This window comes from Pseudomonas sp. FG6 (assembly GCF_057809015.1).
In genome coordinates, this window is the sequence record NZ_JBMDJD010000003.1 from 83,789 (window position 1) to 100,164 (window position 16,376).

At 61.2% G+C, this 16,376-nt stretch carries 12 protein-coding genes; 6 read left to right on the forward strand and 6 right to left on the reverse strand.

What is annotated here, in order from left to right:
* Positions 1–74 precede the first annotated feature (74 nt).
* Positions 75–659 carry a Fe-S biogenesis protein NfuA gene (gene nfuA / locus ACODSJ_RS02775; protein ID WP_260954546.1) on the reverse strand — a complete coding sequence of 195 codons (585 nt, stop codon included), beginning with the start codon at positions 657–659 and terminating at the stop codon, positions 75–77.
* Positions 660–774: 115 nt separating this feature from the next.
* Positions 775–3,066, reverse strand: a complete 2,292-nt coding sequence (locus ACODSJ_RS02780; RefSeq protein WP_489100273.1) for a fatty acid cis/trans isomerase — start codon at positions 3,064–3,066, stop codon at positions 775–777.
* Between the two features lie 154 nt (positions 3,067–3,220).
* On the opposite strand from ACODSJ_RS02780, the gene metH reads away from it, so the two are divergent.
* Positions 3,221–6,931 (forward strand): methionine synthase, encoded by a 3,711-nt coding sequence (gene metH / locus ACODSJ_RS02785; protein WP_489100274.1) that lies wholly within the window; start codon positions 3,221–3,223, stop codon positions 6,929–6,931.
* 54 nt (positions 6,932–6,985) lie between these two features.
* Here metH and ACODSJ_RS02790 read toward each other — a convergent pair whose 3' ends face one another.
* Positions 6,986–8,452: a hypothetical protein gene (locus tag ACODSJ_RS02790; RefSeq protein ID WP_489100275.1), complete on the reverse strand. Its 1,467-nt coding sequence runs from the start codon at positions 8,450–8,452 to the stop codon at positions 6,986–6,988.
* Between the two features lie 236 nt (positions 8,453–8,688).
* Between ACODSJ_RS02790 and ACODSJ_RS02795 the strand changes: the two genes are divergently transcribed.
* Entirely contained in the window at positions 8,689–8,907 is a 219-nt protein-coding gene (locus ACODSJ_RS02795; RefSeq protein ID WP_489100276.1) for a DUF2970 domain-containing protein, read from the forward strand.
* Positions 8,908–8,934: 27 nt separating this feature from the next.
* Here ACODSJ_RS02795 and ACODSJ_RS02800 read toward each other — a convergent pair whose 3' ends face one another.
* Positions 8,935–10,104, reverse strand: coding sequence for an ABC transporter substrate-binding protein (locus ACODSJ_RS02800; protein WP_489100277.1), 1,170 nt, complete (start codon positions 10,102–10,104; stop codon positions 8,935–8,937).
* Positions 10,105–10,605: 501 nt separating this feature from the next.
* On the opposite strand from ACODSJ_RS02800, the gene ACODSJ_RS02805 reads away from it, so the two are divergent.
* From ACODSJ_RS02805 to ACODSJ_RS02815, 3 genes are all read left to right on the forward strand, one after another.
* A complete protein-coding gene (locus tag ACODSJ_RS02805) occupies positions 10,606–12,264 on the forward strand; it encodes a nitrite/sulfite reductase (RefSeq protein WP_489100278.1) in 1,659 nt (552 codons plus the stop codon).
* Positions 12,248–12,742, forward strand: coding sequence for a DUF934 domain-containing protein (locus tag ACODSJ_RS02810; protein ID WP_489100279.1), 495 nt, complete (start codon positions 12,248–12,250; stop codon positions 12,740–12,742). Before ACODSJ_RS02805 ends, ACODSJ_RS02810 begins: the two co-directional genes overlap by 17 nt.
* A gap of 315 nt (positions 12,743–13,057) precedes the next feature.
* Positions 13,058–13,882 carry a helix-turn-helix transcriptional regulator gene (locus ACODSJ_RS02815; protein WP_489100280.1) on the forward strand — a complete coding sequence of 275 codons (825 nt, stop codon included), beginning with the start codon at positions 13,058–13,060 and terminating at the stop codon, positions 13,880–13,882.
* Between the two features lie 25 nt (positions 13,883–13,907).
* On the opposite strand, the gene ACODSJ_RS02820 is transcribed toward ACODSJ_RS02815, so the two are convergent.
* Positions 13,908–14,495, reverse strand: coding sequence for a LysE family translocator (locus ACODSJ_RS02820; protein ID WP_489100281.1), 588 nt, complete (start codon positions 14,493–14,495; stop codon positions 13,908–13,910).
* Between the two features lie 145 nt (positions 14,496–14,640).
* On the reverse strand, positions 14,641–15,138 hold the full coding sequence (locus ACODSJ_RS02825) for a hypothetical protein (RefSeq protein WP_489100282.1): 498 nt from the start codon (positions 15,136–15,138) through the stop codon (positions 14,641–14,643).
* Positions 15,139–15,283: 145 nt separating this feature from the next.
* Here ACODSJ_RS02825 and ACODSJ_RS02830 point away from each other — a divergent pair, with 145 nt between their 5' ends.
* Positions 15,284–16,366, forward strand: coding sequence for a bifunctional transcriptional activator/DNA repair enzyme AdaA (locus tag ACODSJ_RS02830; RefSeq protein ID WP_489100283.1), 1,083 nt, complete (start codon positions 15,284–15,286; stop codon positions 16,364–16,366).
* The last annotated feature ends 10 nt before the right edge of the window (positions 16,367–16,376 follow it).

Below are 16,376 nucleotides of genomic sequence, written 5' to 3' on the forward strand. Positions count from 1 at the left end.
ATCGCGGGCAAGCCTTGCTCCCACAAGCTCGCTTCCACAGGTTACGAGCTGATCGCAAGAGGGTATCGCCACAATCAGTAGTAGGCGTTTTCTTTTTGCGAGTGGTCGGTCACGTCGCGCACGCCCTTGAGCTCAGGGATACGCTCGAGCAAGGTGCGCTCGATGCCTTCCTTGAGGGTCACGTCGGCCTGGCCGCAGCCCTGGCAGCCGCCACCGAACTGGAGCACGGCAATGCCGTCTTCCACCACGTCGATCAGCGAAACCTGGCCGCCATGGCTGGCCAGCCCGGGGTTGATCTCGGTCTGCAGGTAGTAATTGATGCGCTCGTTGATCGGGCTGTCGGCGTTGACCATCGGCACCTTGGCGTTCGGCGCCTTGATGGTCAATTGGCCGCCCATGCGGTCGGTGGCATAGTCGACCACGGCATCGTCCAGGAACGCCTCGCTGAACGAGTCGATATAGGCCGTGAAGCTCTTGAGCCCCAGCGCGGTGTCTTCGGGTTTCTCTTCCCCGGGCTTGCAGTAGGCAATGCAGGTTTCTGCGTACTGGGTGCCGGGCTGGGTGATGAAGATGCGGATTCCGATACCTGGGGTGTTCTGCTTGGACAGCAGGTCGGCCAGGTAATCGTGGGCGGCATCGGTAATAGTAATGGCAGTCATGGAAGCTCCTCACAGGCTTGCCGGCAGTTTACGCCAAACGTGGCGCCTGACAAAGTCCTAGTATTTAGGTCAGGAAAGAAGCCGACGGCAAGGCTTAGCCGCCGGAAGGTCCGATTCAGAGGTTCTGGTAGCGGTTCATGTCCAGCACGCCGGCTTCCAGGGGATCCGTTTCCTGGATGTACCGGCTCAAATCATGGAAATAGTGCCAGAACTGCGGGTGACTGCGCCGAATCCCCCAACGCTCGACAATCCGCTCGAAATCCTGCTCGTTTTCGGCATTCTCCATGGCGTCGACGAATGCCGGAACTTGCCACGCCGCGATGTTGAAAATGAAATTCGGATAGCTGCTGAACACACCCGGGTAAACCGACAGCGTGTCCAGGCCCGGTTGATAACGCGTCTCCTCGCCCAGCAAGAACGCCACGTTGCTGTGGGCGCGGTTGCGCAGCAGGCTGTAGACCTCGCGATGACCGTCGGCGGTTTCGATGCGCAGCATCGTCGCTTCAGGCAGCTGATTGATCACCTCCAGCCCCGCCGCCGGACGCGACACCAGGCGACTGAGGGCCTGTTCAGCGTTTTGCAGGGCCGGATCGATGTTCGGCCGCGAGCAGTACGCGCCTTCGCAACGGTTGATCGGATCGGGCCGCGCATTCAATTCGCCATAACGGGCCAGCAGTTGCTGGGCGAAATCGCGCTTGGGGTCGCGCTCGTCAAGCTTGAGCGCGGTCGGCGTGTCGTCGTCGATGGCCTCGTAATCGAGCCACATCTTGAACTGGCCGCCGGCCTGGTACCAATCGTCCAGGTAATCTTCCCGGGTATCGGCGGGCATCAGGCGCAGGAAGTTCAGCTCCGCGCCATTGCGGATCAAGTCGAAGTAGAGCCGGGTCTGGGCCTGGTGGGAAACGTTGCCAAACACATCGAAGTTGACCGCCAACTGGTAATAGGTGCGCTCCAGCAACGGGAAATCGAACAACCACATCGTCTGCGGCACTTCCCCGATCAGCCCCTTGGTGACCGAGGCGCTGTCGAAGTGACGAAAAATACTCAGCAAGGCGTTGTCATTGCCGGCCCACAGCGTCGACCAACTCGGCGCCGGCAGATTGGCATAACTGTCGCGGCGCAAGGCCTCGTACGCGTTGCGTTTGTCCCGGTAGTCGAGCCACAGGCTGACAACGCTGCCCACGTCGTCGTTCTGCCCCGGCATCGCCAGCAATGGCGTGGCCTGGCCGCGATAGTTGGGATCGGTGATGTACAGGTCATGCTCAGGCGCCTGGAACAGCGCCCAGAAGTTGTCACGGATCACGTCCGTGGCGATCTGGCCCCGACACACCGGGCCACGGATGAACGTGCGCACGAAATACTCGGCGTTATCGAGCATGAACTGATAACGCGCCTGGGCCGGGATCGCTTCAAACGTGGAAAACGGGTTGGCCCGGCGCTCCGGCCCGTAGCCAGGCAACGCGCTGACCTGCCATTTGCCGCTGTAGAACAGGCTTTTGACCCGCGCCATTTTCGCCGCGCTCAACCCGTAAGTGATGTGCGTCTTGTGCACGATCACGCCCTGCACCGGCCAAAGCCGATAATAGATGCGGGTGCCCGGGTCGTCGTTCGGGCGACGGGTGTTGATCAGGTCGATCGGCTGGCCGGTGGGCGTGCGCGAACGAACCCACTGGAAGAAATGCCCCGGTTCGCCGTCCTTGAAGTAGATGTGCGCCAGGAACCAGTGTTCGAACAACCAGCGGCCCACCAGGCTTTCCCGGGCGCCAGGGGTGTTGAGCAGGTTTTCCCATTGCACCACCTGCAGGGCTTCGGCAGCACTCGGCGCCAGGGCCTGCTGATCGATCGGGGCGCCGGCGGCCAGCCAGCGCTGGAGCGTCTGGTATTGCTGGTCGGTCAGCCCAGTGACCGCCAGCGGCATGCCTTCCTTGGGATGGGCAGCGGCGTACTCATCGAACTGCCCCGGCATCGCGCAGCTGTTTTCCCGGTTCAGGCCCAGCACGATCTCTTCCGGCAGCTTGGCGTTGGGCTGCAACGGTGTGCGATGCCCCAACTCCAGCATCCGCGCCATCAAGGCCGCCTGGCTCCCTTGGGCATCGAGCACCGAGTAAAAGCCCTTGCGCTGCCAGGCCCGCTGGCCGGAGGCGTCATAGAACAGACGGGTCGGCTCAGCCGCCTGGCGCCGTTCGCCGTCATACACCGACAACTTGCTTGCCCCCCGCGTCGCGCCTTCGCCGCTGCCCAGGTTCAACTGGCAGGCAGAGTCGTAGCAGGCATGACAGGCCACGCATTTTTCCGTGAAGATAGGCTGGATATCGCGGGTATAGGACAGCGCTGGCGCGGGATCCCTTGCCACTGAGCTGAAAGACAACAGCAGCAACAGACTGCCGAATAAGACGCGGTACGGCATGTCTCGATCCCTGGAAGTTAAGGCCTGCGATTCTACCGGGCCAGCACCGGGAAGCAAACATGAGCGATATTCATGCAAAAGCTGATCATGATCAAATCCGGTACAGCTTTGTTATGATCCGTGATCTCGTAATGATCTTTTTCCAGGTAGTCCTATGTCCGATCGCAGCGCTCGCCTCCATCTTCTCCAGCAGGCCCTCAAGGAACGCATCCTGATCCTCGACGGCGGCATGGGCACGATGATCCAGAGCTTCAAGCTGGAAGAGCAGGATTACCGTGGCAAGCGCTTCGCCGACTGGCCAAGCGACGTCAAGGGCAACAACGACCTGCTGGTACTGACCCGCCCGGACGTGATCGGCGCGATTGAAAAAGCCTACCTGGACGCCGGCGCCGACATCCTGGAGACCAACACCTTCAACGCCACCCAGGTCTCCCAAGCCGACTACGGCATGCAAGGCCTGGCCTACGAGCTGAACCTGGAAGGCGCGCGCCTGGCCCGCAAGGTGGCCGACGCCAAGACCCTGGAAACCCCGGACAAGCCGCGCTTCGTTGCCGGCGTGCTCGGCCCGACCAGCCGCACCTGCTCGCTCTCGCCGGACGTGAACAACCCCGGCTACCGCAACGTGACCTTCGACGAACTGGTGGAGAACTACACCGAGGCCACCAAAGGCCTGATCGAAGGCGGCGCCGACCTGATCCTGATCGAGACCATTTTCGACACGTTGAACGCCAAGGCGGCGATCTTTGCCGTGCAAGGGGTCTATGAAGAACTGGGCGTCGAGTTGCCGATCATGATCTCCGGCACCATCACCGACGCATCCGGCCGCACCCTCTCCGGCCAGACCACCGAAGCCTTCTGGAACTCGGTGGCCCACGCCAAGCCGATCTCCGTGGGCTTGAACTGCGCCCTCGGCGCCAGCGAGCTGCGCCCGTACCTGGAAGAGTTGTCGAACAAGGCCAACACCCATGTGTCGGCGCACCCGAACGCCGGCCTACCCAACGAATTCGGCGAATACGACGAACTGCCGGTCGAAACGGCCAAGGTCATCGAAGAATTTGCCCAGAGCGGCTTCCTGAACATCGTCGGCGGCTGCTGCGGCACCACCCCGGCGCACATCGAAGCCATCGCCAAGGCCGTGGCCGGCTACGCGCCGCGGCAGATTCCGGATATCCCGCGGGCCTGTCGCCTGTCGGGCCTGGAGCCGTTCACCATCGATCGCAGCTCCCTGTTCGTCAACGTCGGCGAGCGGACCAACATCACCGGTTCCGCCAAGTTCGCCCGGCTGATCCGCGAGGACAACTACACCGAAGCCCTGGAAGTGGCCCTGCAACAGGTCGAGGCCGGCGCCCAGGTGATCGACATCAACATGGACGAGGGCATGCTCGATTCGAAGAAGGCCATGGTGACCTTCCTCAACCTGATTGCCGGCGAACCAGACATCTCCCGCGTGCCGATCATGATCGACTCCTCGAAATGGGACGTGATCGAAGCCGGCCTCAAGTGCATCCAGGGCAAGGGCATCGTCAACTCCATCAGCATGAAGGAAGGCGTCGAGCAGTTCATTCATCACGCCAAGCTGTGCAAGCGCTACGGTGCCGCCGTGGTGGTGATGGCCTTCGACGAAGCCGGCCAGGCCGATACCGAGGCGCGCAAGAAGGAAATCTGCAAGCGCTCCTACGACATCCTGGTCAACGAAGTCGGCTTCCCGCCGGAAGACATCATTTTCGACCCGAACATCTTCGCGGTCGCCACCGGCATCGAAGAGCACAACAACTATGCCGTGGACTTCATCAACGCCTGCGCCTACATCCGTGACGAACTGCCCTACGCCCTGACCTCGGGCGGCGTGTCCAACGTGTCCTTCTCGTTCCGTGGCAACAACCCGGTGCGTGAGGCGATCCACTCGGTGTTCCTGCTGTATGCGATCCGCGCAGGGCTGACCATGGGCATCGTCAACGCCGGCCAACTGGAGATCTACGACCAGATCCCGGTGGAACTGCGCGACGCCGTGGAAGACGTGATCCTCAACCGCACCCCAGAAGGCACCGACGCCCTGCTGGCCATTGCCGACAAGTTCAAGGGCGACGGCAGCGTCAAGGAAGCGGAAACCGAGGAATGGCGCGGCTGGGACGTCAACCGACGCCTGGAACACGCCCTGGTCAAGGGCATCACCACCCACATCGTCGAAGACACCGAGGAGTCGCGGCAGTCCTTCGCCCGTCCGATCGAAGTCATCGAAGGCCCGCTGATGGCCGGCATGAACATCGTTGGCGACCTGTTCGGCGCCGGCAAGATGTTCCTGCCCCAAGTGGTGAAATCGGCGCGCGTGATGAAACAGGCCGTGGCTCACCTGATCCCGTTCATCGAGGCGGAAAAAGGCGACAAGCCCGAAGCCAAGGGCAAGATCCTCATGGCCACGGTCAAGGGCGACGTCCATGACATCGGCAAGAACATCGTCGGCGTGGTGCTCGGGTGCAACGGCTACGACATCGTCGACCTGGGCGTGATGGTCCCGGCGGAGAAAATCCTGCAAGTGGCCCGGGACGAGAAATGCGACATCATCGGCCTGTCCGGCCTGATCACGCCGTCCCTGGATGAAATGGTCCACGTGGCGCGCGAGATGCAGCGCCAGGACTTTCACCTGCCGCTGATGATCGGCGGCGCGACGACCTCCAAGGCCCACACGGCCGTGAAGATCGAGCCCAAGTACAGCAACGACGCGGTGATCTACGTCACCGACGCCTCCCGCGCCGTGGGCGTGGCAACCCAGTTGCTGTCCAAGGAACTCAAGCCGGCCTTCGTCGAGAAAACCCGCCAGGAATACCGGGACGTTCGTGAGCGCACCGCCAACCGCAGTGCCCGCACCGAACGCCTGAGCTACGCCGCGGCCCTGGCGAAGAAGCCGCAATTCGACTGGAGCAGCTACCAACCGGTGCGGCCAACCTTCACGGGGGCGCGGGTACTGGACGACATCGACCTCAACGTCCTGGTCGACTACATCGACTGGACGCCGTTCTTCATTTCCTGGGACCTGGCCGGCAAGTTCCCGCGCATCCTCACCGACGAAGTAGTCGGCGAAGCGGCCACCGCGCTGTACGCCGACGCCCAGGCGATGTTGCGCAAGCTGATCGACGAGAAGCTCATCAGCGCCCGTGCCGTGTTTGGTTTCTGGCCGGCCAACCAGGTGCATGACGACGACCTGGAAGTCTACGGCGACGACGGCAAGCCACTGGCCCGCCTGCATCACCTGCGCCAACAGATCATCAAGACCGACGGCAAGCCGAACTTCTCCCTGGCCGACTTCGTGGCACCGAAGGACAGCGGCGTGACCGACTATGTGGGCGGCTTCATCACCACCGCCGGCATCGGCGCCGAAGAAGTCGCCAAGGCCTACCAACAGGCCGGCGACGACTACAACTCGATCATGGTCAAGGCCCTGGCCGACCGCCTGGCCGAAGCCTGCGCCGAATGGCTGCACCAACAAGTGCGCAAGGACTATTGGGGCTACGCCAAGGAGGAAAGCCTGGACAACGAGGCCCTGATCAAGGAGCAATACACCGGCATCCGCCCTGCCCCCGGCTACCCGGCCTGCCCGGACCATACCGAAAAAGCCACTCTGTTCCGCCTGCTCGACCCCGAGGCCAGCGAACTGAAGGCCGGACGCAGCGGCGTATTCCTCACCGAGCACTACGCCATGTTCCCGGCGGCAGCGGTCAGCGGCTGGTACTTCGCCCATCCCCATGCGCAGTACTTTGCCGTGGGCAAGATCGACAAGGACCAGGTCCAAAGCTACACCGGCCGCAAGGGCCAGGAACTGAGCGTGACAGAGCGCTGGTTGGCGCCGAATCTGGGGTATGACAGCTGAGTCTGCATCTGTTGGGAGGTGCGCCGACAGCAAGCCTCCCAACTCAAGCGTTTTTTATTTTCGTATCGAAATGGCAATATTGATGGGCACCCTCCAATTGGAGTCAGGACTTCTAGCCTCAAGTTTTAGGAGCCCATTGTAATAACCTGGCGGCAATGATGCGTTACTGTCGAACTGCGGATAATATTTCAGCTCAAGGCTCAGGGGAAATCCCGCACACATATTGCTGATGCTTATTTCCGTCAAACAACTTGCCCTTCTGCGTTGAGCCCTAAACCGCACCGTGACTTCGTTACCCTTCGCATTAAGCAATCTTGCGCTAAGCGTCGTTTGTGTATTGTTATTTGAATTTGGAATCATACTGGTGGGACCAACGTCTTCGGATAACGCGACAATCGCCACATTGTCCGCCAATGTAATGGGAATGTTCAATGCTGCAAAGGCGTAAGCATCCTCACCAAAAGGACTGACAAGCATCATGCGCAGGCCGGGTAACTCAGGGTTGTAACCGCTAAGCCGAGCCGCATTTTCCCGCCACACACGAGCCATATCGGCCGTTTGCGCGTCGCCCAACGGCAGACCGTGAGCATCCCTGACGGCTGGTGTCGAGTAATAAGGAACCTTATTTCCGCAGAGATATGTTTGAGATTTACCATTGTTATAGCCAAAACTGTATCTTGCTGGGTTATTGTTGCAATGGCTTCCTCCGGCATTGTGTCCTATTTCATGTCGGAATGCGGCAGGGCTCGACCGACCATTAACACTTGTATATCCGCCGACATAAGCCACCCCACCTGCCCCTTCAGCGTAGGCAGCATTCACATCCGAGCTGTATAGACGCCTGTAACGTGCAAGTTTCGTTTCCCAAGCAAAAGCACCGTCATCCGTTATGCCATAGTCAACATCAAACACGTTTATTGCTGCCAGTCGCAGAGACAAATCGGCAACCAAAGAATTCCTAAGACCAAGGTTGGCCGTCTCTAGTTGTGCAAGAGCATAAGCAACAGGATCTGTATTCAAACGAGCCAACGCAGCAGCAGAATAAGCCACCAACATATCGATATATTGATGCCCCCCAGCCTTGATAGCACCTTCTTTTGCCACCAGCTCCGGATTCGCTGAATCCAGTGTATCCGGCGTCAGATAGTCATATGCGGGCTCTTTGGTAAAAGCGCTTTTCCCCTTCGTATCGACCACCAGCAAGCCACGCTTGCCAGGCTCATCGATAATCGACGTGACCGTGCCGTCAGGTGATCGGACCACCACTAGCGAACCTGTCTCTCCATCGCGGGCGTACAGATTGCCGCTCTCAATCGTATAGCCCTGCTCAACGTGTATCGCCGAACGTTCAAAGCGGGCGTCGCCGATCGTATTGGCATACACGCTTGAGGCGGTCGGTTCTGGCGCATTTTGTTGGTTGTCAGTTGCAGCGTTAGCCATTGGCAAGCCCAAGAAGAAACCCAGCACAGCCGTAGCACAGCAGACAAAAACTGTGATCGCGAACGATTTTCGAACGTTCATGGCTAATCCCCGCAGATGACAGGAATCAGCAGCGTGACCCAATCCCACCGGGACGGCTACTGACAGAACTACCAGTAGCCACATTGGCCAGGAAGGCCTAGATTTCTCTATTTTTTCAGTCAGCCAAGACGTCGACTGGAAAACCGGATGCTAGAACATCGACCTATGGCCGAAGTCACCGCGGATCGCGATCTTTTGTCTATGCTTGTCCCACAGACATGGCAGACGAGGGATTTATGGACGATCCAATCGACAACAAGCCACCTACTCTGCTGCAAATGCTGCACAGCGTGCTGGCCGCCGCCTTCGGCGTACAGAGCGGGAAGAACCGCGCCCGGGACTTTACCCACGGCAAACCGAGCCACTTCATCCTGCTGGGCATTGTGTTTACGGTGGTGTTCGGGTTGACGCTGTATGGGGTGGTCAATCTGGTGTTGTACTTTGCCGGCGTCTAGGCCAGCCAGGGCTTTGCGCGCCGACGTTCACTTTGCCTGATCGCCACTCGACGATTTTCCGTACGACCCCTGACGACGTCCCAGCGCATCGAGCGAAAAGGCATAGCGCTCGCCGTCCGGATGGGACACCAGGCTGAAGCGCTTGAAATCCAGGCGATAGTCCTTGGCCGGGTCCATGTTCAGCCAGGCGCGGGCGCGCGCCGGGTCGAGGGACTGCATCAGGTCGATCTGCTGGTTGTAGCCGCCATGGCGAGCGAGGTCGAGGCCCCGGGCATGGTCATGGAGCATGACCATCGCCCAGCCCCCCAGGCTGAAATGCCCGGCGAACAGGACGCTCAGGCGCCCATCGATGCGCGCCTGGAGCGCCGGCCGGGAGCTGTTGATGGCGCTGAACAGCACGTCCTTGCCTGGCCGGCGCCCCGCCTCTTCGAACGCCTGCATGGCGCCCAGGGCCATCTCATCGTTGGCGGACCACACCAGTGCGGTCTGCGGATACCGCTTCGCCAGCTGGCTGGCCTGCTCGTAGGAACGGTCACGATTCCACTCGCCATAGACCAGTTGGCGCAAGCGCACTTGAGGGTGCTCGGCCAGCGCCCGGTATAGGCCCTTCTCGCGCAATTGCGCCGAAGGCGTGGACTTCTTTCCGGAAAATGCCAGCAGGTCGAGAGTTTGCCCGGGCGCCAGCGGCCCACGCTGACGCAACAGCTCGGTGAGCATCAGGTAGCCGCTGCGCTCATCGTCGGGCACCAGGCTGCCGAGCAATTCGACGGGCGGCACGCCCTGCTGGGCCAGCAGGCGGGCCTGGTCGCTGGTCAGCGTGTTGTTCACCAGGAACAGCTTGATCCCGCTGCCCTGCGCCAATTGCAGGATGCGCGGGGCAACATACTGTTCGTTGACCAGCACCAGGTAATCCGGACGGTCAGGCGCCGCGATGACTTCCTGGGCCTGGCGAATCATGCGCTCGGGATCGCGCTCGGCGTACTCCACGCGCAGGCGCAAACCCAGTCCGCTGGCGGCGGCCTGCATGAACTCGGTATAGCTGACCCAAAACGTCTCCACCGAACGCCCTGGATTGAGGAACACCACCGAAGTCGCAGCCCTGACCTGGGCTGAAGGAGAAACCGTGCTGGCGGCCTGTACAGGCAACCAGAATGGCAGGCATGACAACACGACCAGCCTGCAGATAAACGTCAACATCCCAACCGCCCTGAATAATACGCCACCCAGTATAACGACCCGGGTGGCGAACGGGCATATGAACGTGGAACGTTCATGGGTGTAACGGTTCGAGCGTTATTGATGACTGACCCAGAATACCGCGGTGCCCACCACCAGGATGATCAGGAACAAAATGGCCCAGGCATCCACGGAACTGTCGCTTTTCCTTGCTTTGGTCGGATTGCTCATTGCATCGCCTCTTGTCGGTTTTGTAGGTGATTGCTCAAAGACTCGACCACAGTTAAGACGATGATTGCCCATACGACAAATGTGGGTTAGGCAATAATCAATCTCATTAGGCGATTTGGTTCTTTACATATACTCAAACATCACTTTTGCGCATAACTCAAAACAGGTATCTTGCACCGGCTCCTCTAGGAGTGCGCGGCCGTGCGCGCAGAATTGCCGAGGCAGAACCCGATTCCAGCGAGCCAACACGCAGCTGTTTCTGATCGGCACAAGCCTGAGACCGAGACTTATATGTACGTATATGACGAGTACGATCAGCGGATCATCGAGGACCGCGTCAAGCAGTTCCGTGATCAAACCCGACGTTATCTGGCAGGCGAGCTGAGCGAAGAAGAATTCCGCCCTCTGCGCTTGCAGAATGGCCTGTATATCCAGCGCTTCGCCCCGATGCTGCGCGTGGCCGTGCCTTATGGTCAACTGACCTCGCGCCAGGTGCGCAAGCTGGCCCAGATTGCCCGCAACTACGACAAGGGCTATGCCCACATCAGTACCCGGCAGAACGTCCAGTACAACTGGCCGGCGCTGGAAGACGTGCCCGAAATCCTGGCCGAACTGGCCACGGTGCAGATGCACGCCATCCAGACCAGCGGCAACTGCCTGCGCAACGTCACCACCGACCAGTTCGCCGGTGTCGCGGCCGATGAGCTGATCGACCCGCGCCCATGGTGCGAGATCGTCCGCCAGTGGACCACCTTCCACCCGGAATTTGCCTACCTGCCGCGCAAGTTCAAAATTGCCATCAACGGTTCGAGCTCGGACCGTGCGGCCATCGAAGTCCACGACATTGGCCTGGAAGCGGTCTACAACGCCGCCGGCGAGCTGGGCTTCCGTGTGCTGGTGGGTGGCGGCCTTGGCCGTACGCCGGTGGTCGGCGCGTTCATCAATGAGTTCCTGCCATGGCAGGACCTGCTGAGCTACCTCGACGCCATCCTGCGGGTGTACAACCGCTACGGCCGTCGCGACAACAAGTACAAGGCGCGGATCAAGATCCTGGTCAAGGCTCTCACGCCGGAAGTGTTCGCCGAGAAGGTCGAGGCCGAAATGGTCCACTTGCGCGGCGGCCAGACGACCCTGACCGACGCTGAAGTCCATCGCGTGGCCAAGCACTTCGTCGACCCGGCCTACAAGTCCCTGGGCAACCAGGACGCTGAACTGGCCGCGCTGGACCAAGCGCATCCGGGCTTCGCCCGCTGGCGCACCCGCAACACCCTGGCCCACAAGAAGCCGGGTTACATCGCGGTGACCCTGTCGCTGAAGCCGACCGGCGTGGCGCCGGGCGACATCACCGACAAGCAGCTGGACGCCGTGGCCGACCTGGCCGAGCGCTACAGCTTCGGCCAGCTGCGCACCTCCCACGAGCAGAACATCATCCTGGCAGACGTTGAACAGAGCCAGTTGTTCACCCTGTGGGGCGAGTTGCGCGAGCAAGGTTTCGCCACCCCTAACATCGGCCTGCTGACCGACATGATCTGCTGCCCCGGCGGCGATTTCTGCTCGCTGGCCAATGCCAAGTCGATCCCTATCGCCGAATCGATCCAGCGTCGTTTCGACGACCTGGACTATCTGTTCGACATCGGCGAGCTGGACCTGAACATTTCCGGCTGCATGAACGCCTGTGGTCACCACCACGTCGGCCACATCGGCATCCTGGGCGTGGACAAGAAAGGCGAAGAGTTCTACCAGGTCTCCCTGGGCGGCAGCGGCACCCGCGACGCCAGCCTGGGCAAGATCCTCGGCCCGTCGTTTGCCCAGGACGACATGCCTGACGTGATCGAGAAGCTGATCGACGTGTACATCGAACAACGTACCGCAGACGAGCGCTTCATCGACACTTACCAACGTATCGGCATCGACCTCTTCAAGGAACGCGTCTATGCAGCGAATCATTAAGAACAACGAGGTCATCGACGAAACCTGGCACCTGCTGCCCAAGGACGCGACCCTCGACGGCATTTCCAACTGCGACGACCTGATCGTACCGCTGGCCCTGTGGCGCGACCATGCGCGCGCCCTCAAGGCCCGCGATGGCGGCCTGGGTGTGTGGCTGGACGCCGACGAGGAAGCCGAAGAGATCGGTGAAGACGTCCACCAGTTGCAGGTCATCGCCCTGAACTTCCCCGCCTTCACCGACGGCCGCAGCTACTCCAACGCACGTCTGCTGCGCGAGCGCTATGGCTTCAAGGGTGAGTTGCGCGCGATCGGCGACGTCCTGCGCGACCAGCTGTTCTACATGCGCCGCTGCGGTTTCGACGCCTTTGCCTTGCGCGCCGACAAAGACCCCTATGATGCCCTCGAAAGCCTCAAGGACTTCTCGGTGACCTACCAGGCCGCCACCGACGAGCCGCTGCCGCTGTTCCGTCGACGCTGAAACCTGATGCATGAAAAAGCCCTGACCCGGTGCTCCGGCTCAGGGCTTTTTCATGGGCGGGCGATGGTGGCTCCGACCTCCCTGTGGCGAGGGAGCTTGCTCCCGCTCGGCTGCGAAGCAGTCGTAAAACAGGCAATGCGGTTTACTTGAAGCCATGCAGGGCCTGCTTTGCAGGCCAGCGGGAGCAAGCTCCCTCGCCACAGGGTTTTGTGGTGTCTGGGCTGACGTCCTCGTCGGACCGCCACCAAGTGCAAGCGCTGCCCCCACAGTTTTTCTATACACTGCATTGCGGGATCAAGACGAGGACGCCAACCGATGAAGCACGCCACCCACGACGCCGCCCCACGCTTCTGGCGCGACGCGGCCCTGCCCTTCATCGAGGCCCGGGCCATCGCCGATGGACGCAAGGTCTGCTATTCGCGTCATTCCCACGACCACTTCTCCATCGGCGCCATCACCGCCGGACGCAGTACCTACCTGCACGAACAGTCCCATTTCCAGGTGGAAAGCGGCACGGTGGTGCTGATGAACCCCGGCGACGTCCACGCCTGTAATCCGATCGACGACCAGCCGTGGTCCTATGTGATGCTGTACGTCGACACCCAGTGGCTCAGAGACTTGCAACGCCGTATCGGCTTTGACGAGACGCTGGATTTCCAGGGTTTCGCGACCACCCATAGCCGGGACATCGAGCTGTTCAGCGCGCTGCAAAACCTGTACGAGCAATTGGTGGATGAACACCTCGACGCCGCCCGCAAGCATGCTGCTGCCGAGGCGTTCTTTACCGACCTGCAACAACGCCTCAACCCCGCCGGTCGGCCGGACCGGGGCAGCCATCCGGGCCTGATGCGGGCCGCGCAGTTTATCCACGACCACTGCTGCGAAGCCTTGAAACTCGAAGACATCTGCGCCGCCGCGCAGTTATCGCCGTCCTATCTGAGCCGAGCCTTCAAGCGTCATTACGGAATGACGCCCCACGCCTTCCTGGTCAACCGCCGAATCCAGTTTGCCCGCCGCCAATTGCGCGAAGGCAAGCTGATCGCCGACGTCGCACTGGACAGCGGTTTTGCCGACCAGGCGCACTTCCAGCGGGCATTCAAGCAACACCTGGCGGCCACGCCCGGTCAATATCGCGGCTGATACGCCTCATCACACCAACATCCACCTAAGGCAGTAATAAATACACCGCACTGACCACCAGCAACACCGCCATTGCCCGATTGAACCGGCGCAGGGTTGTCGGATTGCCCAACCAGCTGCGCAAGAAACTGCCGGCGTAGGCCCAGCAACCCACCGAGACGTAGCAGATCACCAAGTAGATCGCTGCGAACTGCCACACCAGCCGCGCCTCTCGGTCGGCCACGAACGCGCCCATGCCGGCCACGCAGGCCAGCCAAGCCTTGGGGTTGAGCCATTGCATCAGTGCTCCATAGAACATCGAAGGCGCCCGCCCCTGATCCGTGGCGCCCAGGTGGCCATCGTCCGCCGCCAGTTTCCAGGCCATGAACAACAGGAATGCCACGCCCCCCAGTTGCACCACCCGCACGAGGCCGGGCCAGCGCTGCAACACTTCATGCAACCCCAGGCCCATCAATACCAGCAACAAGACAAACCCCAGCGTCGCGCCAGCCACATGGCGCAGCGTGGCACGAAAGCCATATCGGGCCCCGGAACCGAGGGCCACGATATTGACCGGACCGGGTGTAATGGAGGCGACCAGGGCAAACGCCGCCATGGAGAAAACCAGACTCATCGCATACCTTCTTCATCATCAGAGAACGGGCGACCAGCGTAATTTTCCAGCGACGCAAGTTATTGAATAAAACTGCCTGATGCGTACCAGGCGCGCATGAAAAAGCCGCGACGCCCTGCCTGGGCGTCGCGGCTTTTTAGCGCGATCAATGGTCGTTCTTGAGATCGTTCTTGATCGAAGAGGTCGTTGCGTTGGTCAGGCCCTTGGTGTTGTGAGCGTCTGGCCGCGCGGCGGAAATCGCCGATGCCTTGGTCAGGCCCCGGGTATCACGGTCCTTGGCGATGGCCGAGGTGAGCGAAGCCTTACTGGTGCGGTCGGTGCGAGTGGTGCCGGTGTGCTTGCCGCTCAAGCCATGATCGCGGGTTCGGGTGCCGGTATGATCGCTGGCCAGGCCCTTGCCGATGCCGCTGGAATCGCTGGCCTTGCCATGGTCCTGACCGCCACCGAGGCCACCGCCGACGCCACCACCGTGACCACCGCCATTGCCGCCACCGTTTCCACCGCCGTGACCACCACCGCCGCCATTTCCACCGGCGGCGTAGCTCGCCCCGATAGGCGACAGATCAGCCGGCAGCAAGGCAGAGGCGCCAAGCGCCAGGGCACAGACAGCCAAGGCAATAAGGGATTTTTTGGGTTTAGACATGAAGCCTCCGGAACTGCGAATCAACGGGTGTAGCCGTAAGACTTGAAGGTTCAATTTTTGTTCGCGGCCATCCGACCAACGAGCAGAAAATTCAATGTCGATTTTTCGGTGGAGTCACCGCCGGCACGGTTTTATGCTCAACCCCATGAACCGACAAGACTCGCTCCTCCCGCCCCGCGCCGAGATGGTCCGCGCCATGCTCGAACGAGACACCGCCTACGAGGGGGTGTTCTTCACTGCGGTCAAGACCACCGGCATCTTCTGCCGGCCCGGTTGCACGGCACGCAAGCCGAAGCCGGAGAACGTCGAGTTCTTCGCCCATGCCGACGAAGCCATGTCGGCCGGTTACCGCGCCTGCCTGCGCTGCAAGCCGCTGGACGCCGCTGCCATCGCGCCGGACTGGATCCAGGCCCTGCTCAACGCCGTGGACGCTGAACCCGACCTGCGTTGGACCGATGCCCTGCTCATGGCACAAGGCATCGAACCGCTGAAACTGCGCCGCTGGTTCAAGCAGCACTTCGGCATGACCTTTCATTCGTACCTGCGCACCCGCCGCCTGGGCATCGCCTTGGGCGGCATCAAGCAAGGCAGCTCCATCGACAACGCGGCGTTCGATTCCGGCTACGAGTCATTGAGCGGTTTTCGCGAAGCCTTCGTGAAATCCTTCCACATCACACCCGGCCGGGCCGCCCTCAGCGAGCCGTTGCTGTTCACTCGCCTGACCACACCGTTGGGGCCGATGCTGGCCATGGCCGAACGCCGAGGCCTGGTGCTGCTGGAGTTCCTCGACCGCCCGGCCCTGACCAAGGAGCTGGAAGAGCTGCAACAACGCTATGGCTACACCGTCGCGCCGGGCCACAACGCTCATTTGCAACAGATCGAAGCCGAGCTGGCCGACTATTTCGCCGGCAAGCTCACGGCCTTCAACGTCCCGCTGCACATGCCCGGCAGCGCCTTCGCCGTGCGAGTCTGGGCCGAACTGCAAAAGATTCCCTATGGCGAAACCCGCAGCTACGGCGGCATTGCCACGGCCCTTGGCAGCCCCGGTGCCAGCCGCGCCGTGGGGCTGGCCAACGGACAGAACCGCCTGGCCATTGTCATCCCCTGCCATCGGGTGATCGGCGCGGACGGCTCGCTGACCGGCTATGGCGGTGGTCAACCACGCAAGGCGTTCCTGCTGCGCCTGGAAAAAGCCGCCGTGCAGGTTTCACTGCCGTTGGCGTTTTGATCGATTGGAG